This window comes from Citrobacter sp. CK189 (assembly GCF_030333505.1).
GTDB lineage: Bacteria > Pseudomonadota > Gammaproteobacteria > Enterobacterales > Enterobacteriaceae > Citrobacter_B > Citrobacter_B koseri.
Map to the genome: position 1 here is coordinate 569,296 of NZ_JAOWFV010000040.1, position 26,378 is coordinate 595,673.

Consider the following 26,378-nt stretch of genomic DNA (forward strand, 5'->3'; position numbering starts at 1 on the left):
ACGCATGAAAGCAGCGGCAAAGACGCTCAAACCAAAACGCCAGGAAGAACAAGCCAACTTTGTCAGTTGGCGTTTTGCGTTGCTGTGCGGCTGCATTCTGCTGGCGCTGGGTTTCCTGCTGGGGCGTGTGGCCTGGCTGCAAATTATTGCGCCTGACATGTTAGTGCGTCAGGGCGACATGCGCTCTCTGCGTGTACAGGAAGTCTCCACCTCTCGCGGCATGATCACCGACCGCTCTGGTCGCCCACTGGCGGTGAGCGTGCCGGTAAAAGCCATCTGGGCGGACCCGAAAGAGCTGCATGATGCAGGCGGGATCACGCTGGACAACCGCTGGAAGGCGCTGGCGGACGCGCTGAAAATGCCGCTCGACCAACTGGCGGCTCGCGTTAATGCGAACCCGAAAGGCCGCTTTATCTATCTGGCGCGTCAGGTTAACCCGGATCTCGGCGACTACATCAAAAAACTGAAGCTGCCAGGCATTCATCTGCGCGAAGAGTCCCGCCGTTACTATCCTTCCGGGGAAGTGACCGCTCACCTTATCGGTTTTACCAACGTTGACAGCCAGGGGATCGAAGGGGTCGAGAAGAGCTTTGATAAATGGCTGACCGGCCAGCCTGGCGAACGTATTGTACGTAAAGACCGCTATGGCCGGGTTATTGAAGATATCTCTTCTACCGACAGCCAGGCCGCGCACAATCTGGCGCTGAGCATTGATGAGCGCCTGCAAGCGTTGGTCTATCGCGAACTGAACAACGCCGTGGCCTTCAACAAAGCGGAGTCAGGCAGCGCCGTGCTGGTGGATGTTAATACTGGCGAAGTGCTGGCAATGGCGAACAGCCCGTCCTACAACCCGAATAATCTGACCGGTACGCCGAAAGACGCTATGCGTAACCGTACCATCACGGACGTGTTTGAACCCGGTTCAACCGTCAAACCGATGGTGGTGATGACCGCGTTACAGCGCGGGGTCGTGCGTGAAAACACCGTGCTGAACACGGTGCCATATCGAATTAATGGTCACGAAATCAAAGACGTGGCGCGTTACAGCGAATTGACCCTGACCGGGGTTTTACAGAAGTCGAGTAACGTCGGCGTTTCTAAGCTGGCGTTAGCGATGCCGTCCTCAGCGTTAGTAGATACTTACTCACGTTTTGGGCTAGGAAAGGCGACCAATTTGGGGTTGGTCGGAGAACGCAGTGGCTTATATCCTCAAAAACAACGGTGGTCTGACATAGAGAGGGCCACCTTCTCTTTCGGCTATGGGCTAATGGTAACCCCGTTACAGTTAGCGCGAGTCTACGCAACGATTGGCAGCTACGGCGTTTATCGTCCGCTGTCGATTACCAAAGTTGATCCTCCTGTACCGGGCGAGCGCGTCTTCCCGGAAGCGACCGTTCGTACCGTCGTCCACATGATGGAAAGCGTGGCGCTGCCGGGCGGCGGCGGCGTGAAGGCGGCGATCAAAGGTTATCGCATCGCCATTAAAACCGGTACGGCGAAAAAAGTGGGGCCGGATGGCCGCTACATCAACAAATACATTGCTTATACCGCAGGCGTTGCGCCTGCGAGTCAGCCGCGCTTCGCGCTGGTGGTTGTTATCAACGATCCGCAGGCGGGTAAATACTACGGCGGCGCCGTTTCCGCGCCGGTATTCGGTGCCATTATGGGCGGCGTACTGCGCACCATGAACATCGAACCGGATGCGCTGGCAACGGGCGAAAAAAGTGAATTTGTAATTAACCAAGGCGAGGGAACAGGTGGCAGATCGTAATTTGCGCGACCTTCTCGCTCCGTGGGTGCCTGGCGCACCGGAGCGAGCACTGCGGGAGATGACGCTCGACAGCCGTGTGGCTGCATCGGGCGATCTCTTTGTGGCAGTGGTGGGTCATCAGGCGGACGGGCGTCGATATATCCCGCAGGCGATAGCGCAAGGTGTGGCTGCCATTATTGCAGAGGCCAAAGATGAGGCGACCGACGGGGAAATCCGTGAAATGCACGGTGTGCCGGTTATCTATCTGAGCCAGCTCAACGAGCGTTTATCTGCACTGGCGGGCCGCTTCTACCACGAGCCATCTGAACATATGCGTCTGGTCGGCGTGACCGGAACGAACGGAAAAACCACCACCACGCAACTGCTGGCGCAGTGGAGCCAACTGCTTGGCGAAACCAGCGCGGTAATGGGAACGGTGGGTAATGGCCTGTTGGGCAAAGTGATCCCGACGGAGAACACAACCGGTTCCGCCGTTGACGTACAGCATGTGCTGGCCGGTCTGGTTGAGCAGGGCGCAACATTTGGCGCAATGGAAGTCTCTTCCCACGGCCTGGTGCAGCACCGGGTCGCCGCGCTGAAATTTGCCGCCTCTGTTTTCACGAATTTAAGCCGCGATCACCTTGATTATCACGGTGACATGGAACATTACGAAGCGGCGAAATGGATGCTCTATTCAACGCACCATTACGGCGAGGCTATCGTCAATGCCGATGATGAAGTCGGACGCCGATGGCTGGTGAGGTTGCCGGATGCCGTTGCGGTCTCGATGGAGGATCATATCAACCCGAACTGCCACGGACGTTGGCTGAAAGCGGTTGAGGTGAAGTACCACGATAGAGGCGCGACGATCCGTTTCGACTCCAGTTGGGGCGAAGGCGAGATTGAAAGCCGTCTGATGGGCGCGTTTAACGTCAGCAACCTGCTGCTGGCGCTGGCAACGTTGTTGGCGCTTGGCTACCCCCTGGCGGATCTGCTGAAAACCGCCCCTCGACTGCAACCGGTTTGCGGGCGGATGGAGGTGTTCAGTGCGCCGGGCAAAACTACGGTGGTGGTCGATTACGCCCACACGCCGGATGCGCTGGAAAAAGCGTTGCAGGCTGCGCGGTTGCACTGTACTGGTCAACTGTGGTGCGTCTTTGGCTGCGGCGGCGATCGCGATAAAGGTAAACGTCCGCTAATGGGGGCGATTGCCGAAGAGTTCGCGGACGTGGTGGTCGTGACGGACGATAACCCACGTACCGAAGAGCCGCGCGCGATCATTAACGACATTCTGGCGGGTATGCTGGATGCCGGGCACGCGAAAGTGATGGAAGGCCGCGCGGAGGCGGTGACCTGCGCCATTATGCAGGCGAAAGAAAACGACGTGGTTCTGGTCGCGGGTAAAGGGCATGAGGATTACCAGATTGTCGGTACTCAGCGCCTTGATTACTCCGACCGCGTGACGGCTGCGCGTCTGCTGGGGGTGATCGCATGATTAGCGTAACGCTCAGCCAACTGGCCGGTATTCTGCACGGCGAATTACAGGGCGCCGACCTGACGATTGACGCGGTCACGACTGATACGCGTAAGGTGACGCCGGGCTGCCTGTTTGTGGCGCTGAAAGGCGAGCGTTTCGACGCCCACGATTTTGCGGATAACGCGAAAGAGGGCGGCGCCGGTGCGCTGCTGGTGAGTCGCCCGCTGGATTGCGATCTGCCGCAGCTGATCGTCAAAGATACGCGGCTGGCCTTCGGCGAACTGGCCGCATGGGTTCGGGCGCAGGTTCCCGCCCACGTCGTGGCGTTAACCGGCTCCTCCGGCAAAACGTCCGTTAAAGAGATGACCGCCGCCATTCTGAGTCAGTGTGGCAACACCTTATACACCGCGGGCAACCTGAATAACGATATCGGCGTACCGATGACGTTGCTGCGGTTAAACAACGATTATGACTATGCCGTCATTGAGTTAGGCGCCAATCACCAGGGCGAAATTGCCTGGACCGTCGGCCTGACGCGTCCTGAAGCGGCACTGGTTAATAATCTGGCGGCAGCGCACCTGGAAGGATTCGGTTCGCTGGCGGGCGTGGCGAAAGCGAAAGGCGAAATCTATACCGGCTTGCCGGTGAATGGGATCGCCATTATGAACGCCGATAACAACGACTGGCTGAACTGGCAGGGCATTATTGGCGATCGCAAAGTGTGGCGTTTTTCACCGAATGCCGCCAACAGCGATTTTACCGCGACCAATATCCATGTGACCTCGCACGGTACGGAATTCACGCTGCAAACGCCGACGGGCGACATTGACGTCCTGCTGCCGCTGCCTGGTCGCCACAATATTGCAAACGCGCTGGCGGCGGCTGCGCTGTCGATGGCGGTAGGGGCGACCCTTGACGCCATTAAAACCGGTCTGGCGAACCTGAAAGCCGTGCCGGGGCGCCTGTTCCCCATCCAGTTGAATGACAACCAGCTGTTACTTGATGACTCCTATAACGCCAACGTCGGTTCGATGACCGCCGCTGTGCAGGTGCTGTCTGAAATGCCGGGCTACCGGGTGCTGGTGGTCGGCGATATGGCGGAGCTGGGCGCGGAAAGCGAAGCATGCCATGTTCAGGTCGGTGAAGCGGCAAAAGCAGCGGGTATCGACAGCGTGCTGAGTACAGGAAAACTGAGTCAGGCGATCGGCAATGCCAGCGGCGTTGGCGAGCATTTTGCGGATAAATCGGCTCTGGTCGCGCGTCTTAACACGCTGATTGCGGAGCATCAGATTATTACCATTTTAGTGAAGGGTTCACGTAGTGCCGCCATGGAAGAGGTAGTACGCGCATTACAGGAGAATGGAACATGTTAGTTTGGCTGGCCGAACATTTGGTCAAATATTATTCCGGCTTTAACGTCTTTTCCTATCTGACGTTTCGCGCCATCGTCAGCCTGCTGACCGCGCTGTTCATCTCCTTGTGGATGGGCCCACGTATGATTGCCCGCTTACAAAAATTGTCTTTTGGCCAGGTCGTGCGTAATGACGGCCCGGAATCGCACTTTAGCAAGCGCGGTACGCCGACAATGGGCGGCATTATGATTCTGACGGCGATTGTGGTCTCCGTCCTGCTGTGGGCTTACCCGTCTAACCCGTACGTCTGGTGCGTGCTGGTGGTGCTGGTGGGCTACGGCATTATTGGTTTTGTCGATGATTACCGCAAAGTGGTGCGTAAAGACACCAAAGGGCTGATCGCTCGCTGGAAATATTTCTGGATGTCGGTGATTGCGCTGGGCGTGGCGTTCGCGCTGTATCTGGCGGGGAAAGACACGCCGGCCACCGAACTGGTGGTGCCGTTCTTTAAAGACGTGATGCCGCAACTGGGTCTGTTCTACGTGCTGCTGGCGTACTTCGTGATCGTCGGAACGGGCAACGCGGTTAACCTGACCGATGGCCTGGACGGCCTGGCGATTATGCCGACCGTATTCGTCGCCGCCGGTTTTGCGCTGGTGGCGTGGGCAACCGGCAACATGAATTTCGCCAACTACCTGCATATTCCGTACTTACGTCATGCCGGTGAACTGGTGATTGTCTGTACGGCGATTGTCGGCGCGGGCTTAGGCTTCCTGTGGTTTAACACCTATCCGGCGCAGGTCTTTATGGGAGACGTCGGGTCGCTGGCGCTGGGCGGCGCGCTGGGCATCATCGCGGTGCTGCTGCGTCAGGAGTTTTTGCTGGTGATTATGGGCGGCGTGTTTGTCGTGGAAACCCTGTCAGTCATTTTGCAGGTCGGTTCCTTTAAATTGCGCGGGCAGCGCATCTTCCGCATGGCGCCGATTCACCATCACTATGAACTGAAAGGCTGGCCGGAACCGCGCGTTATCGTGCGCTTCTGGATTATTTCGCTGATGCTGGTCCTGATTGGCCTGGCAACGCTGAAGGTACGTTAATCATGGCTGATTACCAGGGTAAAAAAGTCGTCATTATTGGTCTGGGATTGACCGGACTTTCCTGCGTGGACTTTTTCCTGGCGCGCGGCGTAACGCCGCGCGTAATGGATACCCGTGCGACGCCGCCGGGTCTGGACAAATTACCGGAAGCGGTAGAGCGTCACGTCGGCAGCCTGAATGATGACTGGCTACTGGCGGCGGATCTGATTGTCGCCAGCCCTGGTATTGCTCTGGCGCATCCTTCACTGAGCGCTGCCGCCGATGCGGGTATTGAGATTGTCGGCGATATCGAACTGTTCTGTCGTGAAGCGCAGGCGCCGATCGTGGCGATCACCGGATCGAACGGTAAAAGCACCGTGACCACGCTGGTAGGCGAGATGGCGAAAGCGGCGGGCGTGAACGTGGGCGTTGGCGGTAACATCGGTCTGCCTGCGTTGATGCTGCTGGACGCCGCTCGCGAGCTGTACGTACTAGAGCTTTCCAGCTTCCAGCTGGAAACGACATCCAGCCTACAGGCCGTTGCCGCAACCATCCTGAACGTTACCGAAGACCATATGGATCGATATCCGTTTGGTCTGCAACAGTATCGAGCGGCAAAACTGCGCGTGTATGAGAATGCGAAAGTTTGCGTGGTGAATGCCGATGACGCGCTGACCATGCCGGTACGCGGCGCGGATGCGCGTTGCGTCAGTTTTGGCGTCAACATGGGGGATTATCACCTCAATCGCCAGCAGGGCGAGACCTGGCTGCGGGTGAAGGGTGAAAAAGTGTTGAACGTGAAAGAGATGAAGCTTTCCGGCCAGCACAACTACACCAATGCGCTGGCGGCGCTGGCGCTGGCCGATGCGGCGGGTTTACCGCGCGCCAGCAGCCTGAAAGCGTTGACGACCTTTACCGGCCTGGCGCATCGCTTCCAGCTGGCGCTGGAGCATAACGGCGTGCGCTGGATTAACGACTCCAAAGCCACCAACGTAGGCAGCACGGAAGCGGCGCTGAATGGCCTGCACGTAGATGGTACGCTGCACCTGCTGCTCGGCGGTGATGGTAAATCGGCGGATTTCTCTTCGCTCACCCGTTACCTGGGCGGCGATCGCGTTCGCCTGTACTGCTTTGGTCGTGATGGCGCGCAGCTGGCGGCACTGCGCCCGGAAATCGCAGAACAAACTGAGACGATGGAAGAGGCGATGCGTCTGCTGGCGCCGCGTTTGCAACCGGGCGATATGGTCCTGCTGTCTCCGGCCTGCGCCAGCCTCGATCAGTTTAAGAATTTTGAGCAACGGGGCGATGTCTTTACCCGTCTGGCGAAGGAGTTAGGTTGATGCGTTTATCTCTCCCTCGCCTGAGAATGCCGCGCCTGCCGGGATTTGGAATCCTGGTATGGGTCTTTACGGCGCTTAAAGGCTGGGTGATGGCGTCGCGCGATAAAGACGACGATAGCCTGATCATGTACGACCGCACGTTGCTCTGGCTGACATTTGGCCTGGCGGCGATCGGTTTCATCATGGTGACGTCGGCGTCAATGCCTGTCGGACAACGTCTGGCGAACGATCCTTTCCTGTTTGCCAAGCGTGACGCGCTGTACATACTCCTGGCGTTTTGCCTGGCGATGATCACGCTGCGTTTACCGATGGAGTTCTGGCAAAAGTACAGCACCACGATGCTGATCGCGTCGATCATCATGTTGTTGATCGTGCTGGTGGTGGGTAGCTCAGTTAACGGGGCATCGCGTTGGATTGCGCTGGGGCCGCTGCGTATTCAGCCTGCGGAATTTACCAAACTGTCGCTGTTCTGCTACCTCGCCAACTATCTGGTGCGCAAAGTTGATGAAGTGCGTAATAACCTGCGCGGCTTCTTAAAACCGATGGGCGTGATTCTGGTACTGGCGATTTTGCTGCTGGCGCAGCCCGATCTCGGGACGGTGGTGGTGCTGTTCGTTACCACGCTGGCGATGCTGTTTCTCGCCGGGGCGAAGTTATGGCAGTTCATTGCCATCATCGGCATGGGGATATCGGCGGTGATCCTGCTGATCCTCGCCGAACCGTATCGTATTCGTCGTGTGACCTCTTTCTGGAACCCCTGGGAAGATCCGTTTGGCAGCGGCTACCAGCTGACGCAATCCCTGATGGCATTTGGCCGTGGTGAGATGTGGGGGCAGGGGCTGGGGAACTCGGTACAAAAACTGGAGTATCTGCCGGAAGCGCATACTGACTTCATCTTCGCCATTATTGGGGAAGAACTGGGTTATATCGGTGTGGTACTGGCGCTTTTAATGGTATTCTTCGTCGCTTTTCGCGCGATGTCGATTGGCCGTAAGGCGCTGGAGATTGATCACCGTTTTTCAGGATTCCTGGCCTGCTCGATTGGAATCTGGTTCAGCTTCCAGGCGCTGGTCAACGTCGGCGCGGCGGCAGGCATGCTGCCAACGAAGGGTCTGACGCTGCCGCTGATCAGTTATGGTGGTTCCAGTTTGCTGATCATGTCGACGGCCATCATGTTTTTGTTACGTATTGATTATGAAACGCGTCTGGAAAAAGCGCAGGCGTTTACACGAGGTTCACGATGAGTGGTCAACCGAAGCGGTTAATGGTGATGGCGGGCGGTACTGGCGGACATGTGTTCCCGGGACTGGCCGTCGCGCACCATTTAATGGACCAGGGCTGGCAAGTACGCTGGCTCGGAACCGCCGATCGTATGGAAGCGGATTTAGTGCCGAAGCATGGCATTGAGATTGATTTCATTCGCATTTCCGGTTTGCGCGGAAAAGGCGTGAAAGCGCTGCTGGCGGCACCGCTGCGTATTTTTAACGCCTGGCGCCAGGCGCGGGCGATCATGAAGCAGTTTAAGCCTGATGTGGTGCTCGGCATGGGCGGCTATGTCTCTGGCCCCGGCGGTCTGGCGGCGTGGTCGCTGGGTATTCCGGTTGTGCTGCATGAGCAAAACGGCATTGCAGGGTTGACCAATAAGTGGCTGGCGAAAATCGCCACGACGGTGATGCAGGCTTTTCCCGGCGCGTTTCCGAAAGCGGACGTGGTCGGAAACCCGGTACGTACTGACGTACTGGCGCTCCCCTTGCCGCAAGAACGCTTGGCCGGACGTGAAGGGCCGATTCGCGTGCTGGTGGTGGGCGGCTCTCAGGGGGCGCGGGTATTGAACCAGACGCTGCCGCAGGTTGCGGCAAAACTGGGCGATACGGTCACTATCTGGCATCAAAGCGGTAAAGGCGCGCAGCAGACCGTAGAGCAGGCTTATGCCGGGGCGGGGCAACCGCAGCATAAGGTGACGGAATTTATTGATGACATGGCCGCAGCCTATGCGTGGGCGGATGTTGTCGTTTGCCGCTCTGGCGCGTTAACGGTGAGTGAAATCGCCGCCGCCGGTTTGCCCGCGCTGTTTGTGCCGTTTCAGCATAAAGACCGGCAGCAGTACTGGAATGCCCTGCCGCTGGAGAAAGCGGGGGCCGCCAAAATTTTTGAGCAGCCGCAGTTTACTGTGGATGCCGTCGCCAGCACCCTGTCCGGGTGGTCGCGAGAAACGTTATTAACCATGGCAGAACGTGCCCGCGCTGCATCTATTCCAGATGCCACCGAGCGTGTTGCAAATGAAGTGAGCCGGGCTGCCCGGGCGTAATTGTGGCGGTGCCTTTTGCACCGCATGAATTGAGAAGTGAATGGCGTAAAGAATGAATACACAACAACTGGCAAAACTGCGTTCTATCGTGCCCGAAATGCGTCGCGTTCGGCACATCCACTTTGTCGGCATCGGTGGTGCCGGTATGGGCGGTATTGCCGAAGTTCTGGCCAATGAAGGGTATCAGATCAGTGGTTCTGATTTAGCGCCGAATCCGGTTACGCAGCAACTGGCGAACCTCGGCGCCACCATTTTCTTCAATCATCGCCCGGAAAACGTGCGCGATGCGAGCGTGGTGGTGGTTTCCAGCGCGATCTCTGCGGATAACCCGGAGATTGTCGCGGCGCATGAAGCGCGTATTCCGGTGATCCGCCGCGCGGAGATGCTGGCGGAGTTAATGCGTTTTCGTCACGGCATCGCCATTGCCGGGACGCACGGTAAAACAACGACCACCGCGATGGTCTCCAGCATTTACGCGGAAGCGGGGCTGGACCCGACCTTCGTCAACGGTGGGCTGGTGAAAGCGGCTGGCGTGCATGCGCGTTTAGGCCACAGCCGTTATCTGATTGCGGAAGCGGATGAGAGCGATGCGTCGTTCCTGCATCTGCAACCGATGGTGGCGATTGTCACCAATATTGAAGCCGACCATATGGATACTTACCAGGGCGACTTCGAAAATTTGAAGCAGACCTTTATTAATTTCCTGCACAATTTGCCGTTTTATGGTCGTGCAGTGATGTGTGTTGACGATCCGGTGATCCGCGAGCTGCTGCCGCGCGTGGGCCGTCAGACCACAACGTATGGTTTTAGCGACGACGCTGACGTGCGTGTGGAAGAGTACCAGCAGGTTGGGCCGCAGGGGCATTTTACGCTGCTGCGTCAGGATAAACCTGCAATGCAGGTGACGCTGAATGCGCCGGGCCGCCACAATGCGCTGAACGCGGCGGCTGCCGTGGCGGTGGCGACCGAAGAAGGAATTGACGACGAGGCGATTCTGCGCGCGCTGGAAAGCTTCCAGGGTACCGGGCGTCGCTTCGATTTCCTCGGCGAATTCCCGCTTGAACCGGTAAACGGTAAAGCAGGGACGGCGATGCTGGTCGATGATTACGGCCATCATCCAACGGAAGTCGACGCCACCATTAAGGCCGCGCGTGCAGGCTGGCCGGATAAAAATCTGGTGATGGTTTTCCAGCCGCACCGCTTCACGCGTACGCGCGATCTGTACGACGATTTCGCCAACGTGCTGACGCAGGTTGACGCGCTGTTAATGCTGGATGTTTACGCCGCAGGCGAAGCGCCAATTCCGGGAGCGGACAGCCGTTCGCTGTGCCGTACGATTCGCGGTCGCGGTAAAATTGACCCGATTCTGGTCTCCGATCCGGCGCAGGTTGCGCAAATGCTGGCGCCGGTATTAACCGGTAATGATTTGATTTTGGTGCAAGGCGCGGGAAATATCGGCAAAATTGCGCGCACCTTAGCTGAAATTAAACTGAAGCCGCAAACCCAGGAGGAGGAGCAACATGGCTGATAAAATCGCGGTCCTGTTGGGTGGAACCTCCGCCGAACGTGATGTTTCGCTGAATTCCGGCGCGGCGGTGCTGGCCGGGTTACGCGAAGGCGGCGTGGATGCGCATCCGATCGACCCGAAAGAGGTCGATGTCACCCTGCTGAAATCAATGGGTTTTCAGAAGGTGTTTATTGCGTTGCATGGTCGCGGCGGTGAAGATGGCACGCTGCAAGGGATGCTGGATCTGATTGGCCTGCCCTATACCGGCAGCGGGGTGATGGCTTCAGCAATCTCAATGGATAAACTGCGCAGCAAATTGTTGTGGCAGGGCGCCGGATTACCGGTTGCGCCGTGGGTGGCATTGACGCGCGCTGAGTTTGAAAAAGGGCTTAGCGACGACGCGCTAACGCGAATTTCTGCGCTGGGTTTGCCGCTGATTGTGAAGCCGAGCCGTGAAGGTTCCAGCGTCGGCATGTCGAAAGTGGTAGAAGAAAATGCTTTGCAGGCAGCATTAGCATTGGCTTTTCAGCATGATGAAGAAGTACTGATTGAGAAATGGCTCAGTGGCCCGGAATTTACGGTTGCGATACTCGGTGAAGAAATTTTACCGTCAATTCGTATCCAACCCGCCGGAACCTTCTATGATTATGAGGCGAAGTATCTCTCTGATGAGACACAATATTTCTGCCCGGCAGGTCTGGAAGAGGAACAGGAGGCTATTTTGCAGACATTGGTCCTGAAAGCGTGGACCGCGTTGGGTTGCAAAGGATGGGGCCGCATCGACGTCATGCTGGACAGCGATGGCCAGTTTTATCTGCTGGAAGCGAATACCTCGCCGGGTATGACCAGCCACAGTCTGGTGCCGATGGCGGCGCGTCAGGCGGGCATGAGCTTCTCGCAGTTGGTGGTACGAATTCTGGAGTTGGCGGACTGATATGTCGCAGGCTGCGCTGAACACGCGAAACAGTGATGAAGAGGTGTCTTCTTCACGCCGCAATAATGGAACGCGTCTTGCAGGAATACTGTTCCTGCTGACGGTGCTCTGCACCGTGTTTGTCAGCGGCTGGGTTGTGTTGGGCTGGATGGAAGACGCGCAGCGTTTGCCGTTGTCGAAACTGGTGTTGACCGGCGAGCGGCATTACACGCGCAATGATGACATCCGCCAGTCGATTCTGGCGTTGGGCGCGCCGGGTACGTTTATGACTCAGGATGTGAACATTATCCAGAGCCAGATAGAGCGTTTACCGTGGATTAAACAGGCCAGCGTCAGAAAGCAATGGCCTGATGAATTGAAGATTCATCTGGTTGAATATGTGCCGATTGCGCGTTGGAATGATCAGCATATGGTTGATGCCGAAGGCAATACCTTCAGCGTACCGGCAGAGCGAACCAGTAAACAGGTATTACCCATGTTGTATGGCCCGGAAGGCAGCGCGAGTGAAGTGTTGCAGGGGTATCGCGATATGGGGCAGGTGCTGGCTAAGGACAGATTCACCCTGAAGGAAGCGGCAATGACCGCGCGTCGTTCCTGGCAGTTGACGCTGAATAACGATATTAAGCTCAACCTCGGCAGGGGCGATACGATGAAACGTTTGGCTCGCTTTGTAGAACTTTATCCGGTTTTACAGCAGCAGGCGCAAACCGATGGCAAACGGATAAGCTACGTTGATTTGCGTTATGACTCGGGGGCGGCAGTAGGGTGGGCACCCTTACCTCCAGAGGAATCTAATCAGCAACAGAATCAGGCACAGGCAGAACAACAATGATCAAGGCGACGGACAGAAAACTGGTAGTAGGACTGGAGATTGGCACCGCGAAGGTTGCCGCTTTAGTAGGGGAAGTTCTGCCCGACGGTATGGTCAATATCATTGGCGTGGGCAGTTGCCCGTCGCGAGGTATGGATAAAGGCGGGGTGAATGACCTCGAGTCAGTGGTGAAGTGCGTACAGCGCGCCATTGACCAGGCGGAGCTGATGGCGGATTGCCAGATCTCCTCGGTGTATCTGGCGCTTTCTGGCAAGCACATTAGCTGTCAGAATGAAATTGGTATGGTGCCGATCTCCGAAGAAGAAGTGACGCAGGAAGATGTGGAAAACGTCGTGCATACCGCGAAGTCGGTGCGCGTGCGTGATGAGCATCGTGTGCTGCATGTCATTCCGCAGGAATATGCGATCGATTACCAGGAAGGCATTAAGAATCCGGTTGGCCTTTCCGGTGTGCGTATGCAGGCAAAGGTGCACTTGATCACATGCCACAACGACATGGCGAAAAACATCGTTAAAGCGGTGGAACGTTGTGGCCTGAAAGTTGACCAACTCATATTTGCCGGGTTAGCGGCCAGTTACTCCGTTTTAACGGAAGATGAACGTGAACTGGGCGTCTGCGTGGTTGATATCGGTGGTGGTACAATGGATATCGCCGTTTATACTGGCGGGGCGTTGCGCCATACCAAGGTAATCCCTTACGCAGGGAATGTCGTGACCAGCGATATCGCGTATGCCTTCGGTACGCCGCCGAGCGATGCTGAAGCCATCAAAGTGCGTCACGGCTGCGCGCTGGGCTCTATCGTCGGCAAAGACGAAAGCGTTGAAGTGCCGAGCGTGGGCGGTCGTCCGCCGCGTAGTCTGCAACGTCAGACGCTTGCGGAGGTGATTGAGCCGCGTTACACCGAGCTGCTCAACCTGGTCAACGAAGAGATTTTGCAATTACAGGAACAGCTTCGCCAGCAGGGTGTGAAACATCATCTGGCGGCGGGGATTGTATTAACCGGCGGCGCGGCGCAAATTGAAGGTCTTGCTGCCTGTGCTCAGCGCGTGTTCCATACGCAAGTGCGTATTGGCGCGCCGCTGAATATTACCGGACTGACGGATTATGCCCAGGAGCCGTACTACTCAACGGCGGTGGGGCTGCTTCACTACGGGAAAGAGTCTCACTTAAGTGGCGAAGCGGAAGTGGAAAAACGTGTTACGGCATCAGTTGGCTCGTGGATCAAGCGACTTAATAGCTGGCTGCGAAAAGAGTTTTAATTTTTATGAGACCGGCGACTATTAACGGTCTCAGGCGACAGGCACAAAACGGAGAGAAACTATGTTTGAACCTATGGAACTGACCAACGACGCGGTGATTAAAGTCATCGGCGTCGGTGGCGGCGGCGGTAATGCCGTTGAACACATGGTGCGCGAGCGCATCGAAGGTGTTGAATTCTTCGCGGTGAATACCGACGCTCAGGCGTTGCGTAAGACTGCGGTTGGGCAGACCATTCAGATTGGTAGCGGCATCACCAAAGGTCTGGGCGCGGGTGCAAACCCGGAAGTCGGTCGCAATGCGGCGGACGAAGATCGTGAAGCACTGCGTGCAGCGCTTGACGGCGCAGACATGGTGTTTATCGCAGCAGGCATGGGCGGCGGTACCGGTACCGGTGCAGCGCCAGTGGTTGCGGAAGTGGCAAAAGATTTAGGTATCCTGACCGTTGCCGTGGTGACGAAGCCTTTCAACTTCGAAGGCAAGAAGCGCATGGCATTCGCGGAGCAGGGTATTACTGAGCTGTCCAAACATGTGGACTCGCTGATCACCATCCCGAACGACAAGCTGCTGAAAGTGCTGGGACGCGGTATCTCCCTGCTGGATGCGTTTGGCGCGGCGAACGACGTGCTGAAAGGCGCGGTGCAGGGTATCGCTGAGCTGATTACCCGCCCGGGTCTGATGAACGTCGACTTTGCAGACGTGCGCACCGTGATGTCCGAAATGGGCTACGCGATGATGGGCTCCGGCGTGGCAAGCGGTGAAGACCGTGCGGAAGAAGCGGCAGAAATGGCGATCTCTTCTCCGCTGCTGGAAGATATCGATCTGTCTGGCGCGCGCGGCGTGCTGGTTAACATCACTGCGGGCTTCGACCTGCGTCTGGATGAGTTCGAAACCGTTGGTAACACCATCCGTGCTTTTGCGTCGGATAACGCGACCGTGGTTATCGGTACTTCTCTGGACCCGGATATGAACGACGAACTGCGCGTCACCGTTGTGGCAACCGGTATTGGTATGGACAAGCGTCCTGAAATCACCCTGGTGACCAACAAACAGGTACAGCAGCCGGTGATGGATCGTTACCAGCAGCACGGCATGGCGCCGCTGACGCAAGAGCAGAAGCCGGTCGCAAAAGTGGTGAACGACAATACGCCGCAAACGGCAAAAGAACCGGATTATCTGGATATCCCTGCGTTCCTGCGTAAGCAAGCCGATTAAGAATTGGCTGGAATTTGGGATTCACGGCTCTTTGTGCTAAACTGGCCCACCGAATGTATAGTACACTTCGGTTGGATAGGTAATTTGGCGAGATTATACGATGATCAAACAAAGGACACTTAAACGTATCGTTCAGGCGACAGGTGTCGGTTTACATACCGGCAAGAAAGTCACCCTGACCTTACGCCCTGCGCCGGCCAACACCGGGGTCATCTATCGTCGCACCGACTTGAATCCACCGGTAGATTTCCCGGCCGATGCCAAATCTGTGCGTGATACCATGCTCTGTACGTGTCTGGTCAACGAGCATGATGTACGGATTTCAACCGTAGAGCACCTTAACGCTGCTCTGGCGGGTCTGGGTATCGATAACATCGTTATCGAAGTCGATGCGCCGGAAATCCCGATCATGGATGGCAGTGCTGCTCCGTTTGTCTACCTGTTGCTTGATGCGGGGATTGATGAGCTGAACTGCGCCAAAAAATTTGTACGCATCAAAGAGACGGTTCGCGTCGAAGATGGCGACAAGTGGGCTGAATTTAAGCCGTACAATGGTTTTACGTTGGATTTCACCATCGACTTTAACCATCCGGCGATTGATTCCAGCAGCCAGCGCTATGCGATGAACTTCTCTGCGGATGCATTCATGCGCCAGATCAGCCGTGCGCGTACCTTCGGTTTCATGCGTGATATCGAATATTTGCAGTCCCGTGGCCTGTGCCTGGGCGGCAGCTTCGATTGTGCCATCGTTGTTGACGATTATCGCGTACTGAACGAAGACGGTCTGCGTTTTGAAGACGAATTTGTTCGTCACAAAATGCTCGACGCGATCGGTGACTTGTTCATGTGCGGTCACAACATTATTGGTGCGTTTACCGCGTATAAGTCCGGTCACGCATTGAATAACAAACTGTTGCAGGCTGTCCTGGCGAAACAGGAAGCCTGGGAATATGTGACCTTCCAGGACGACGCAGAACTGCCGTTGGCTTTCAAAGCGCCTTCGACTGTACTGGCATAATAGCTATACACAAAATCACTCAAGTTGCATCAAGACGGCAACTGAGCGAATTCCCAGGAACGTACGACCAGTACGTGACTGGGGTGAGAGAAGGCAGCCAACAAAGAGGCAGCTTGAAGGATGAAGTGTATACCTGTCGCATAAATTCGACTGGTTAATCTGGCACCCTCTCCGGCCAGGTAAGCCAGTCGTTTTTTTATCTCTTCCGTCCGGCGTTTGCCTTCGCCTTTTTCTCTGCCGCTGAACCGAAATACAGTGCGTTCGCTGCTTTCTTAAGCATTTTTATCCTCAGCGCCATGTCATTACTGCTGTAGAGCGTACGCTTTAATGGTAATATTTGTGCGCAAAAAACGTTTTGAATTCGTAAGCCCACATGCCGGGCATATCAGGGTGGCAATGACGTGAGTGGAATACTGACGCGCTGGCGACAGTTAGGTAGACGGTACTTCTGGCCGCATCTCTTATTGGGGATGGTCGCGGCTAGCTTTGGTCTGCCCGCTCTCAGTAACGCAGCCGAGCCTAATACGCCGGCGAAAGCGACCGCCAGTAATCACGATCAATCCGCTAAGGTTAACTTCAGCCAGCTCGCGCTGCTGGAGGCGAGTAACCGCCGCCCGAATTTTACCGTCGACTACTGGCATCAGCATGCGATTCGCACGGTTATCCGCCATCTCTCTTTTGCCATGGCGCCGCAAACGCTGCCGGTTGCTGAAGAGTCTTCGCCACTTCAGGCGCACCATATTGCGTTACTGAACACGCTCAGCGCGATGCTGACGCAGGAAGGCACACCGCCAACGATTGTACGTCGCGTCGCCCGTGCGCACTTTACGCCTCAGGCCTCATTTAGCGTTCCCGCCTGGATAAGTCAGGCGCAGGGAATCCGCGCTGGCCCTCAACGCCTCAGCTAAAAACAAAAAACCTTCAATTAATTATAGAGACTCCGCATCGCGGGGCGTTTGAGATTTTATTATGCTAATCAAATTGTTAACCAAAGTATTCGGTAGTCGTAACGATCGTACCTTGCGTCGTATGCGTAAAGCGGTCGGCATCATCAATGCCATGGAACCGGAGATGGAAAAACTCTCCGATGACGAACTGAAAGGGAAAACGGCAGAGTTTCGCGCGCGTCTGGAGAAAGGCGAAAGCGTTGAAAGCCTGATCCCGGAAGCGTTCGCTGTGGTTCGTGAAGCGAGTAAGCGCGTATTCGGCATGCGTCACTTTGACGTCCAGTTGCTGGGCGGTATGGTGCTGAACGATCGCTGTATCGCGGAAATGCGTACCGGTGAAGGTAAAACCCTGACCGCAACGCTGCCTGCTTACCTGAACGCATTAAGCGGTAAGGGCGTACACGTCGTCACAGTGAACGACTATCTGGCGCAACGTGATGCTGAAAACAACCGCCCGCTGTTTGAATTCCTCGGGATGAGCGTCGGTATTAACCTGCCGGGCATGCCTGCCCCAGCAAAACGTGAAGCTTACGCCGCCGACATCACTTACGGCACCAACAACGAATACGGCTTTGACTACCTGCGCGATAACATGGCGTTCAGCCCGGAAGAGCGCGTACAGCGTAAGCTGCACTATGCGCTGGTGGATGAGGTCGACTCCATCCTGATCGATGAAGCGCGTACGCCGCTGATCATTTCCGGCCCGGCTGAAGACAGCTCGGAAATGTACAAGAAAGTAAACAAGATCATCCCGCATCTGATTCGCCAGGAGAAAGAAGACTCTGATACCTTCCAGGGCGAAGGCCACTTCTCCGTTGATGAGAAAGCGCGTCAGGTCAACCTGACGGAACGCGGTCTGGTGCTGATCGAAGAACTGCTGGTGAAAGAAGGCATTATGGATGAAGGCGAGTCCCTGTACTCTCCGGGCAACATCATGCTGATGCATCACGTAACCGCCGCGCTGCGCGCGCACGCGCTGTTTACCCGCGACGTGGATTACATCGTTAAAGATGGCGAAGTGATCATCGTTGACGAACACACCGGTCGTACCATGCAGGGTCGCCGCTGGTCCGACGGTCTGCACCAGGCTGTGGAAGCGAAAGAAGGCGTGGAAATCCAGAACGAGAACCAGACGCTGGCATCCATCACCTTCCAGAACTACTTCCGTCTGTATGAGAAACTGGCCGGTATGACCGGTACAGCGGATACCGAAGCGTTCGAATTCAGCTCCATCTATAAGCTGGATACCGTTGTGGTTCCGACCAACCGTCCGATGATCCGTAAGGATATGCCGGATCTGGTCTACATGACCGAAGCGGAAAAAATTCAGGCGATCATTGAAGACATCAAAGAGCGTACCGCGAACGGCCAGCCGGTGCTGGTGGGTACGATCTCGATCGAGAAGTCTGAAGTGGTCTCTAATGAGCTGACCAAAGCGGGCATCAAGCATAACGTTCTGAACGCCAAATTCCACGCCAACGAAGCGGCGATTGTCGCACAGGCGGGCTACCCGGCTGCGGTCACTATCGCCACCAACATGGCCGGTCGTGGTACGGACATCGTGCTGGGCGGTAGCTGGCAGGCTGAAGTGGCGGAGCTGGAAAACCCAACGCCAGAGCAGATCGCGCAGATCAAAGCGGACTGGCAGGTTCGTCATGAAGCGGTGCTGGCGTCTGGCGGTCTGCACATCATCGGCACTGAGCGTCACGAATCTCGCCGTATCGACAACCAGTTGCGTGGTCGTTCCGGTCGTCAGGGCGATGCGGGCTCTTCCCGTTTCTACCTGTCAATGGAAGATGCGCTGATGCGTATTTTTGCCTCTGACCGTGTGTCGGGCATGATGCGTAAACTGGGTATGAAACCAGGTGAAGCCATTGAGCACCCGTGGGTGACTAAAGCGATTGCCAATGCGCAGCGTAAAGTTGAAAGCCGCAACTTCGATATTCGTAAGCAGCTGCTGGAATACGACGATGTCGCGAACGATCAGCGTCGCGCCATTTACACCCAGCGTAACGAACTGCTGGATGTCAGCGATGTCAGCGAAACCATCAACAGCATTCGTGAAGACGTCTTTAAAGTGACGATCGATGCGTACATTCCGCCGCAGTCGCTGGAAGAGATGTGGGATATTCCGGGTTTGCAGGAACGTCTGAAAAACGACTTCGATCTGGATATGCCAATTGCCGAGTGGCTGGATAAAGAGCCGGAGCTGCATGAAGAGACGCTGCGTGAGCGTATTCTGGCGCACTCAATCGAAGTGTATCAGCGTAAAGAAGAAGTGGTTGGCGCAGAGATGATGCGTCACTTCGAAAAAGGCGTCATGCTGCAAACTCTCGATTCGCTGTGGAAAGAGCACCTGGCGGCGATGGATTACCTGCGTCAGGGTATCCACCTGCGTGGCTATGCGCAGAAAGATCCGAAGCAGGAATACAAACGCGAGTCCTTCTCCATGTTTGCAGCAATGCTGGAATCGCTGAAGTATGAAGTGGTCAGTACGCTGAGCAAAGTTCAGGTTCGTATGCCTGAAGAAGTGGAAGCGATGGAACAACAGCGCCGCGAAGAAGCCGAGCGTTTAGCGCAGATGCAGCAGCTCAGTCATCAGGATGACGACAGCGCAGCGGCCGCCGCTCTGGCAGCGCAAACGGGCGATCGTAAAGTGGGTCGTAACGATCCTTGCCCTTGCGGTTCCGGTAAAAAATACAAACAGTGCCACGGCCGTCTGAGCTAAGGTCTGAATAAAGACAATGAGGCGCAGGTGACTGCGCCTTTTTTATGGATGTAACTGTATGAAAAAACTGCAAATCGCTGTCGGGATTATTCGCAACCCGAACCACGAAATTTTTATTACCCAACGTGCGGTCGATGCTCATATGGCCAACAAACTGGAGTTTCCCGGCGGGAAAATCGAAGCGGGCGAAACGCCGGAGCAGGCGCTGATCCGGGAGTTGCAGGAAGAAGTGGGGATCACCCCGCGTGAAGCGACGCTATTTGAAAAGCTGGAATATCAGTTCCCGGACAGGCACATCACACTGTGGTTCTGGTTAGTTGATCACTGGGAAGGGGAACCGTGGGGAAAAGAGGGGCAACCGGGGCGGTGGATTGCGCAAAATGCTCTGAATGCGGAAGATTTCCCGCCCGCGAATGCGCCAGTAATTGAAAAGCTGATTGCTGGCTAATGGTGTTTGTAGGCCGGATAAGGCAACGCCGCCATCCGGCAAATTATGGCGGGGGCGCTACGCTTGCCCGCCCTACGTTTTAGTTGAATTACTTCTGCTCTTCACTCCAGTCGTCGCTTTCTGACAAGTCGCCAGAGCTTGGAATACGCTTCTCTTCAGCGGCCCACTCGCCGAGATCGATCAACTGGCAGCGTTTAGAACAAAATGGACGGAACGGACTCACTTCGCCCCAGACAACGGTTTTCCCGCAGGTTGGGCAGCTAACGGTGATAGTTTCTGACATCTTTACTCCTTAACAACATGCCAGTTCGAAATCGAGGCGCTCAGGCACCAGCCCATTTTCGCTATCCAGCGGCATAAAGCGAATCGCAAAGCGGCTCTTATGCCCGGAAATTTGCGGATAGAGCTGTGAATCAAGCGCCAGTTGCAAACGCAACAGGTCGGCATCATCGCCATTGTCCTGATAAAAACCATTCAGGCTGGTTTGCTTACGGAACGGCGAGGAATTACGAATCAAATCCAGGATCAGCGTTAATGCCTGATTGAGCGGATTCAGGCTGGCGATCCAGGTTTCAACCTGCGCATCACGCTGTTCCTGCGGCAAATGCAGCCAGATATGCAGGGTCGGTAAATCAAAACTACAACAACCGCCAGGAATACTCAGGCGCTGACGAACCAGAGCAATCAGGCGATCTTCACGTAGTTGCTGCCCGATACGCGGAGCAGAAATCAGAATGCTGCCCGCCGTCTTCAATTGCTGGCGCAGAGCCTCAATTCGACTCTGGTCAACCCCCGGCACTTCAACCCAGGCCTGAAGTTTGCGCTGCTGACGTTCAAGCTCTTTTAGCAACTCGGTCCGCACTTCGCCACGTTCGAACACATCCAGCAAATCCCCGATGTTACGGAAAAAATGCAGGGCGTCCGCATGATCTGCGAGGGGCAAATTGACGGAGAGTTGCTGAATCAGAAACTCAATGCGCAGCCATGTACGCATCTTCTCATTGAGAGGGTGTTCAAAAAGGACCTGGGTGTGCATTACGGTTTTTCCTGTGAGACAAACTGCGACGCAAGCTGTAAATAGCGCGCGTGCAGGCGGGCGACATCCGACGCGATAGCGTCCGGTGCGCCATTATTATCAATAACATCATCTGCCACGGCAAGGCGTGCTTCACGCGTTGCCTGGGCAGCCAGAATTTGTTCAACATGTTCACGCGTCACATCATCGCGCTGCATGGTTCGCAAGAGCTGCGTTTCGGGCGTCACGTCGACCACCAGAACGCGATTGGCTTGTTTATACAGCGCATTTTCGACGAGCAGGGGCACAACCCATAGCACGTAAGGGGACGTTGCCTGCTGAAACTGACGCCGGGTTTCCTGCTGAATTAACGGATGGAGCAGGGCATTCAGCCAGGACTTCTCTTCAGGACTGGCAAAGATACGTTCGCGCAACATCCGGCGTTGTAGCGAACCGTCTGGCGCGATAAGTGCAGAACCAAAATGTTCAGCGATCGCCATAAGGGCGGGTTGACCGGGTTCAACCACCTGACGCGCAATAATATCGGCGTCGATAACGTTTATTCCGAGGTCAGCGAATGCATTCGCAACGGTGCTTTTACCACTGCCAATGCCGCCGGTTAAGGCTACTGTATACCTCATAAGTCCAGATCCTGGGATTTAGGTTTGATAATCAAATGGTTAAAAGTTGAGCGCACGAAGGCGATATTACTGTAGGCATTATCTACTATTCGCCAGGTAAATTTATGGGATTGTAGCGTAAAAAAAGAGAATTTCGCAGTCTTGCGCAAGCCTGATTAGTGCGTATGATAACGTCACTGGAGTTGTGAGTTTCGCTTTTTTGCCATTAACCCCAGGAATCCGCACATGCGTATCGAAGAAGATCTGAAATTAGGTTTCAAAGACGTTCTTATCCGCCCTAAACGCTCTACTCTCAAAAGTCGTTCTGATGTTGAACTGGAACGTCAATTCACCTTTAAACATTCAGGTCAGACCTGGTCCGGCGTGCCGATTATCGCGGCCAATATGGACACCGTCGGGACTTTCGAGATGGCAAGCGCTCTGGCATCGTTCGACATTCTGACTGCCGTACATAAGCACTATTCCGTTGAGGACTGGAACGCCTTCACCAGTACCGCCTCTGAGGATGTTCTCAGGCATGTGATGGTTTCAACAGGCACCTCCGATGCTGATTTCGAAAAAACCAAACAGATTCTGGCGCAGAGCCCGGCACTGAACTTTGTTTGTATTGATGTGGCAAATGGTTACTCCGAACACTTCGTGCAGTTTGTTTCAAAGGCGCGTGAAGCATGGCCGAGAAAAACCATTTGTGCCGGTAACGTGGTGACCGGTGAAATGTGTGAAGAGTTGGTTCTCTCCGGCGCGGATATTGTAAAAGTCGGGATTGGTCCTGGCTCCGTATGTACCACGCGTGTGAAAACCGGCGTGGGCTATCCGCAGCTTTCTGCGGTGATTGAATGCGCCGATGCCGCGCATGGTCTGGGCGGTATGATTGTCAGCGATGGCGGTTGCACCATGCCTGGCGATGTCGCAAAAGCGTTCGGCGGCGGCGCGGATTTCGTGATGCTGGGCGGTATGCTGGCAGGCCATGAAGAAAGCGGCGGTAAAATTGTTGAAGAGAATGGCGAGAAATTTATGCTGTTCTATGGCATGAGTTCTGAATCCGCTATGACCCGTCACGTTGGCGGCGTTGCGCAATATCGTGCAGCAGAAGGGAAAACCGTTAAGCTGCCGCTGCGTGGCCCGGTGGAATACACCGCGCGTGATATCCTCGGCGGTCTGCGTTCAGCCTGTACCTACGTTGGCGCCTCCCGTCTGAAAGAGCTGACGAAACGCACGACGTTTATTCGGGTACAGGAACAAGAAAACCGCGTTTTCAATAGCCTGTAATCCCCTGCGCTGGCGCAGCACAATGCGCCAGCATTATCCCATACCGCTCATTGCATCCCCCAGATGGAAAACGGGCAAATACATTGCCACGACCAACGTACCAATAATGACCCCTGTGATAACAAGCAAGGCGGGTTCCAGTAGCGCCGCCAGGTTATCCGCCAGCGATAGCGTATTCTCACCGTGGTGCCGGGCAAGGTTATGCAACATTGCATCCAGCGCGCCGGAAGTTTCACCGGTCATGACCAACTGTATGCACAATGGGCTGAACTCACCGGCATTTTTAAGCGCCTGCCAGACCGGTTTTCCGGCATGAATATCGCGATGAACCTGAGCTAAACGCTGAGACCAGTAAGGGCAATTCAGGGTTTCTGCGACACTTTCCAGCCCTTGTGAAAAGGGGATTCCGGCGCGTTGCGTTAATGCCAGGATGGTGAAAATCTGCGTGAGTTTTTGGCCTCTGACCAGGCGTGCAATAACGGGACAGCGCAGCAGAAGACGCTGGCGTTGAATCTGCCAGTACGGTTTTTTTATTATCAAACCGTAGATTACCCCCGTTGCGATACCGGGCAGCGCCATCAGCCAGCCCCATTGGGCACTCCACTGCGCCAGTGTGATGATGCCCTGCGTCAGTGCCGGTAACGGCGTATTGAATGTCCGGTAGATAGCGGCAAACTCTGGCAGGACAAAGTGCAGCATGGCGAAAACAACCATCACGGCCATCGTCAGAATTATGATGGGATAACGCAGCGCTTTTTTGACTTTGTCAGCAAGCTGTTTTTGGGCATTTTGCTGACGCGCCAGCTCAAAGCAGCATTCATCGAGTTTTCCGGTAAGTTCCCCGGTACGGATCATCGCCTGATAGAGTGGAGGAAAGACCTGCGGCCATTGCGCCAGCGCGGAAGAAAGCGGGGCGCCTTGCTCCAGGTTATGGGCCAGCGTTTGCAGCAGCGCCTGCCATTGTCGACTGGGGTGCTGCCCGGCAAGCAATGTCAGTCCTTCGGAAAGCGTAAGCCCCGCTTTGAGAAGCGTCGCCAGTTGGTGGACGATCTCCGCGCTTTGCTCTGCGCGCCAGTGTGCCGCTTTAATGCTCAAGCGTTTTGCGCGTATCGGCATGATGTGCTGATGCTCCAGAGCAACGAGCAGTGCGGCACGATCGTCAGCCCATAAGGCCCCCTCTTCCGAATGGCCCGTGGCGTTAATCCCTTGCCAGCGCCAAAGCTGTTTAGCTGACATGGGGTAGCCCCAGAACGCGCAGGAGTTCTTCAAAGGTCGTCAATCCTTGTTCAACCGCATGACAGCCGTTCTCAAAAAGCGTACTCATCCCTTCCTGTCGGGCGCAGGACTCCAGCGCCTCAACGGTTGCATTGTTGATTAGCAACTGTCGCAATGCGGGCGTAACAGGCAAAACCTCGAAGAGTGCGGTACGCCCATAAAATCCGTGGTAGCAACGTTCGCAACCGGGCGCTTGCCAGCGGGGAAGCGTGGTAGGCCATAGCGCGGCGGGAAGCGAGACAGGCTCTGCGGCAAGATGACGGCAGTACGGACATAATTTTCTGACCAGTCGCTGGGCGACGACCAGCGTCAGGGCGGATGAGATCATCCAACGCGCGACGCCCATCTGTTGTAAACGTATCAGCGTTTCACTGGTGGAGTTGGTGTGCAGCGTGGACAGCACCAGGTGGCCGGTTTGCGCGGCTTTAATCGCAATTTCTGCCGTTTCGCCATCACGGATTTCGCCCACCATTATAATGTCGGGGTCCTGACGCAGCAGCGCGCGTAATACGCTCTGAAAGGTAAGTCCGGCGCGCGGATGAATTTGTGTCTGATTAAGGCCCTCGACAGGGATTTCGACCGGGTCTTCTACGCTACAGAGATTCACATCCTGGGTGTTGCGCGCCTGTAGCGCGCTGTAGAGCGTTACGGTTTTTCCACTGCCGGTAGGGCCAGTCACCAGAACCAGTCCCTGCGGTTGCCGTAGCGCCTGCATGAACAGGGCGAGTTGCGTATCAGGCATGCCTAACGCGTTGAGAACAAGCGCCTGCTCGACCTGGTGAAGTAACCGCAGTACCACTTTCTCACCGTCCCGGCAGGGGAGGACCGCGACACGAAATGAAACCGCATTGCCCGCAAGCGTCACGGTAAATTGCCCGTCTTGCGGGAGTCGATGTTCGGCAATATCCAGATTGCCCAGTACCTTTAACCTTGCCGTCAGTGCCGCGCCGGTGACGGATGAAACGCCGGGCAAGGCATGAAGTACGCCATCCACGCGCAGCCTGATTCGGTAGTGGTTTTCCGCAGGTTCAATGTGGATGTCGGAAGCGCGTTTTGCCAGCGCGGATTCCAGCGTCTGCTGCAAAAGTTCCGCCGCCGTGCGGCTATCGTCGGCGATGACGACCGGGAGCATTTTCCGGGGCTTATGCATATGGCCTTCCATTTGTTGACGAGTCCAGCAGACAATGTCAATCCGCTTTGTTGTGGCAAAGTGCAGGGCGTCCAGCAGTTCATGGGACGGTGAATCCACGACAGCGACGTGAACCACCTCGTTATCGGCATCAAGCAATATTCCCTGATGACGCAGGCACAGCGCCGTAAGTTGTGTGATGTTCATCGCGTTCTCCTTAGCTGGCGTCAAAGCGGAAAACATCTTCACAAGCCTGTTGCAGCGCGCTGTCGCTCTGGATGTTGCAACTGCGTGTCCAGCCGGTGATGCCGTTGGCGTTATCCCAGTTGGGCGTCATGGTGATGCTCAGGCCGTTGAGGCTCTCCTGCCCGGTGAGCATTACCACGCCTTTTTCTATGCTCATGCCAGAGACGTAGCGGGTGGTGGTCGGAGAGGGGATGCCGTTGCTGCTGGCGTCGCAGGTTGCAATGCCGCCGTGTTCCAGCGCGCAGAGTTCGACGGCGGTACGGTAAGGAACGAATGTCTGCAACATATCCGTCAGTGCGGCTTTGCGCAGGTAGTTCTGGTAGGCCGGAATGCCGATGGCGCTCAGGATGGCGATAATGCCGATCACCACCATCAGTTCGATAAGCGTAAATCCGCGTTGTTTGTCCATTGTCTGCTCCTTGAGTTAACAGGCGCTACTTTGGCAAACGTAGGGGATAATTCGCGAGCGGCAAAAATCGAAACGGGAAAGGGGATTCAGAAGATTGTTGGCGGGTTGCATAGCAAGGCAACAGGTTTGCGAGGCAGCCCGAAAAAATGTGCCGGATGGCGGCGTAAACGCCTTATCCGGCCTACGGATTTGCATCATTTGTCGG

At 55.7% G+C, this 26,378-nt stretch carries 23 protein-coding genes; 17 read left to right on the forward strand and 6 right to left on the reverse strand.

Annotated features, from left to right (window positions below):
- The first annotated feature begins 4 nt into the window (after window positions 1-4).
- The 16 genes from ftsI (at window position 5) to mutT (ending at window position 20,189) form a co-directional block, all read left to right on the forward strand.
- Window positions 5-1,771 carry a peptidoglycan glycosyltransferase FtsI gene (ftsI, locus tag OGV83_RS20980; RefSeq protein WP_012134078.1) on the forward strand — a complete coding sequence of 589 codons (1,767 nt, stop codon included), beginning with the start codon at window positions 5-7 and terminating at the stop codon, window positions 1,769-1,771.
- Complete coding sequence (gene murE / locus OGV83_RS20985) at window positions 1,758-3,245, forward strand: UDP-N-acetylmuramoyl-L-alanyl-D-glutamate--2,6-diaminopimelate ligase (protein WP_275166250.1); 1,488 nt, start codon at window positions 1,758-1,760, stop codon at window positions 3,243-3,245. The genes ftsI and murE overlap by 14 nt, the downstream gene beginning before the upstream one ends.
- On the forward strand, window positions 3,242-4,600 hold the full coding sequence (gene murF, locus OGV83_RS20990; RefSeq protein ID WP_286464542.1) for a UDP-N-acetylmuramoyl-tripeptide--D-alanyl-D-alanine ligase: 1,359 nt from the start codon (window positions 3,242-3,244) through the stop codon (window positions 4,598-4,600). Before murE ends, murF begins: the two co-directional genes overlap by 4 nt.
- Window positions 4,594-5,676 carry a phospho-N-acetylmuramoyl-pentapeptide-transferase gene (gene mraY / locus OGV83_RS20995; protein WP_012134075.1) on the forward strand — a complete coding sequence of 361 codons (1,083 nt, stop codon included), beginning with the start codon at window positions 4,594-4,596 and terminating at the stop codon, window positions 5,674-5,676. The genes murF and mraY overlap by 7 nt, the downstream gene beginning before the upstream one ends.
- A 2-nt stretch (window positions 5,677-5,678) precedes the next feature.
- The gene (murD, locus tag OGV83_RS21000; protein WP_012134074.1) at window positions 5,679-6,995 is read left to right on the forward strand and encodes a UDP-N-acetylmuramoyl-L-alanine--D-glutamate ligase; all 1,317 of its coding nucleotides are present in this window, start codon (window positions 5,679-5,681) and stop codon (window positions 6,993-6,995) included.
- On the forward strand, window positions 6,995-8,239 hold the full coding sequence (gene ftsW / locus OGV83_RS21005) for a cell division protein FtsW (protein ID WP_024130710.1): 1,245 nt from the start codon (window positions 6,995-6,997) through the stop codon (window positions 8,237-8,239). The genes murD and ftsW overlap by 1 nt, the downstream gene beginning before the upstream one ends.
- Window positions 8,236-9,303, forward strand: a complete 1,068-nt coding sequence (gene murG, locus OGV83_RS21010; protein ID WP_012134072.1) for an undecaprenyldiphospho-muramoylpentapeptide beta-N-acetylglucosaminyltransferase — start codon at window positions 8,236-8,238, stop codon at window positions 9,301-9,303. Before ftsW ends, murG begins: the two co-directional genes overlap by 4 nt.
- Before the next feature lie 52 nt (window positions 9,304-9,355).
- Window positions 9,356-10,831 carry a UDP-N-acetylmuramate--L-alanine ligase gene (gene murC / locus OGV83_RS21015; protein WP_047458927.1) on the forward strand — a complete coding sequence of 492 codons (1,476 nt, stop codon included), beginning with the start codon at window positions 9,356-9,358 and terminating at the stop codon, window positions 10,829-10,831.
- On the forward strand, window positions 10,824-11,744 hold the full coding sequence (locus OGV83_RS21020) for a D-alanine--D-alanine ligase (protein WP_012134070.1): 921 nt from the start codon (window positions 10,824-10,826) through the stop codon (window positions 11,742-11,744). Before murC ends, OGV83_RS21020 begins: the two co-directional genes overlap by 8 nt.
- Before the next feature lies 1 nt (window position 11,745).
- Window positions 11,746-12,576, forward strand: coding sequence for a cell division protein FtsQ (gene ftsQ / locus OGV83_RS21025; RefSeq protein ID WP_012134069.1), 831 nt, complete (start codon window positions 11,746-11,748; stop codon window positions 12,574-12,576).
- Window positions 12,573-13,835, forward strand: coding sequence for a cell division protein FtsA (ftsA, locus tag OGV83_RS21030; protein ID WP_003018755.1), 1,263 nt, complete (start codon window positions 12,573-12,575; stop codon window positions 13,833-13,835). The genes ftsQ and ftsA overlap by 4 nt, the downstream gene beginning before the upstream one ends.
- A 61-nt stretch (window positions 13,836-13,896) precedes the next feature.
- Window positions 13,897-15,048, forward strand: coding sequence for a cell division protein FtsZ (ftsZ, locus tag OGV83_RS21035; protein ID WP_004857884.1), 1,152 nt, complete (start codon window positions 13,897-13,899; stop codon window positions 15,046-15,048).
- A gap of 100 nt (window positions 15,049-15,148) precedes the next feature.
- A complete protein-coding gene (gene lpxC / locus OGV83_RS21040; RefSeq protein WP_012134068.1) occupies window positions 15,149-16,066 on the forward strand; it encodes a UDP-3-O-acyl-N-acetylglucosamine deacetylase in 918 nt (305 codons plus the stop codon).
- Between the two features lie 401 nt (window positions 16,067-16,467).
- Window positions 16,468-16,974, forward strand: coding sequence for a secA translation cis-regulator SecM (secM, locus tag OGV83_RS21045; RefSeq protein ID WP_058668568.1), 507 nt, complete (start codon window positions 16,468-16,470; stop codon window positions 16,972-16,974).
- A 61-nt stretch (window positions 16,975-17,035) separates the two neighbouring features.
- Complete coding sequence (gene secA, locus OGV83_RS21050; protein ID WP_047458916.1) at window positions 17,036-19,741, forward strand: preprotein translocase subunit SecA; 2,706 nt, start codon at window positions 17,036-17,038, stop codon at window positions 19,739-19,741.
- Window positions 19,742-19,799: 58 nt separating this feature from the next.
- On the forward strand, window positions 19,800-20,189 hold the full coding sequence (mutT, locus tag OGV83_RS21055) for an 8-oxo-dGTP diphosphatase MutT (RefSeq protein WP_198447407.1): 390 nt from the start codon (window positions 19,800-19,802) through the stop codon (window positions 20,187-20,189).
- Between the two features lie 88 nt (window positions 20,190-20,277).
- Here mutT and yacG read toward each other — a convergent pair whose 3' ends face one another.
- The 3 genes from yacG to coaE are packed head-to-tail and all read right to left on the reverse strand — an operon-like array spanning window position 20,278 to window position 21,845.
- On the reverse strand, window positions 20,278-20,472 hold the full coding sequence (gene yacG, locus OGV83_RS21060; RefSeq protein ID WP_047458910.1) for a DNA gyrase inhibitor YacG: 195 nt from the start codon (window positions 20,470-20,472) through the stop codon (window positions 20,278-20,280).
- Between the two features lie 9 nt (window positions 20,473-20,481).
- A complete protein-coding gene (gene zapD, locus OGV83_RS21065; RefSeq protein ID WP_012134063.1) occupies window positions 20,482-21,225 on the reverse strand; it encodes a cell division protein ZapD in 744 nt (247 codons plus the stop codon).
- Window positions 21,225-21,845, reverse strand: coding sequence for a dephospho-CoA kinase (gene coaE, locus OGV83_RS21070; RefSeq protein ID WP_058668570.1), 621 nt, complete (start codon window positions 21,843-21,845; stop codon window positions 21,225-21,227). Before coaE ends, zapD begins: the two co-directional genes overlap by 1 nt.
- A gap of 225 nt (window positions 21,846-22,070) precedes the next feature.
- On the opposite strand from coaE, the gene OGV83_RS21075 reads away from it, so the two are divergent.
- Window positions 22,071-23,114 (forward strand): GMP reductase, encoded by a 1,044-nt coding sequence (locus OGV83_RS21075; RefSeq protein WP_286464544.1) that lies wholly within the window; start codon window positions 22,071-22,073, stop codon window positions 23,112-23,114.
- Between the two features lie 33 nt (window positions 23,115-23,147).
- On the opposite strand, the gene hofC is transcribed toward OGV83_RS21075, so the two are convergent.
- From hofC to ppdD, 3 genes are read right to left on the reverse strand one after another with little or no spacing between them, the layout of a single operon-like run.
- On the reverse strand, window positions 23,148-24,350 hold the full coding sequence (gene hofC, locus OGV83_RS21080) for a protein transport protein HofC (RefSeq protein WP_286464546.1): 1,203 nt from the start codon (window positions 24,348-24,350) through the stop codon (window positions 23,148-23,150).
- Window positions 24,340-25,725 (reverse strand): type II secretion system protein GspE, encoded by a 1,386-nt coding sequence (gene gspE / locus OGV83_RS21085; protein ID WP_286464548.1) that lies wholly within the window; start codon window positions 25,723-25,725, stop codon window positions 24,340-24,342. The genes hofC and gspE overlap by 11 nt, the downstream gene beginning before the upstream one ends.
- Before the next feature lie 10 nt (window positions 25,726-25,735).
- A complete protein-coding gene (ppdD, locus tag OGV83_RS21090; RefSeq protein ID WP_047458901.1) occupies window positions 25,736-26,173 on the reverse strand; it encodes a prepilin peptidase-dependent pilin in 438 nt (145 codons plus the stop codon).
- Window positions 26,174-26,378 lie beyond the last annotated feature (205 nt).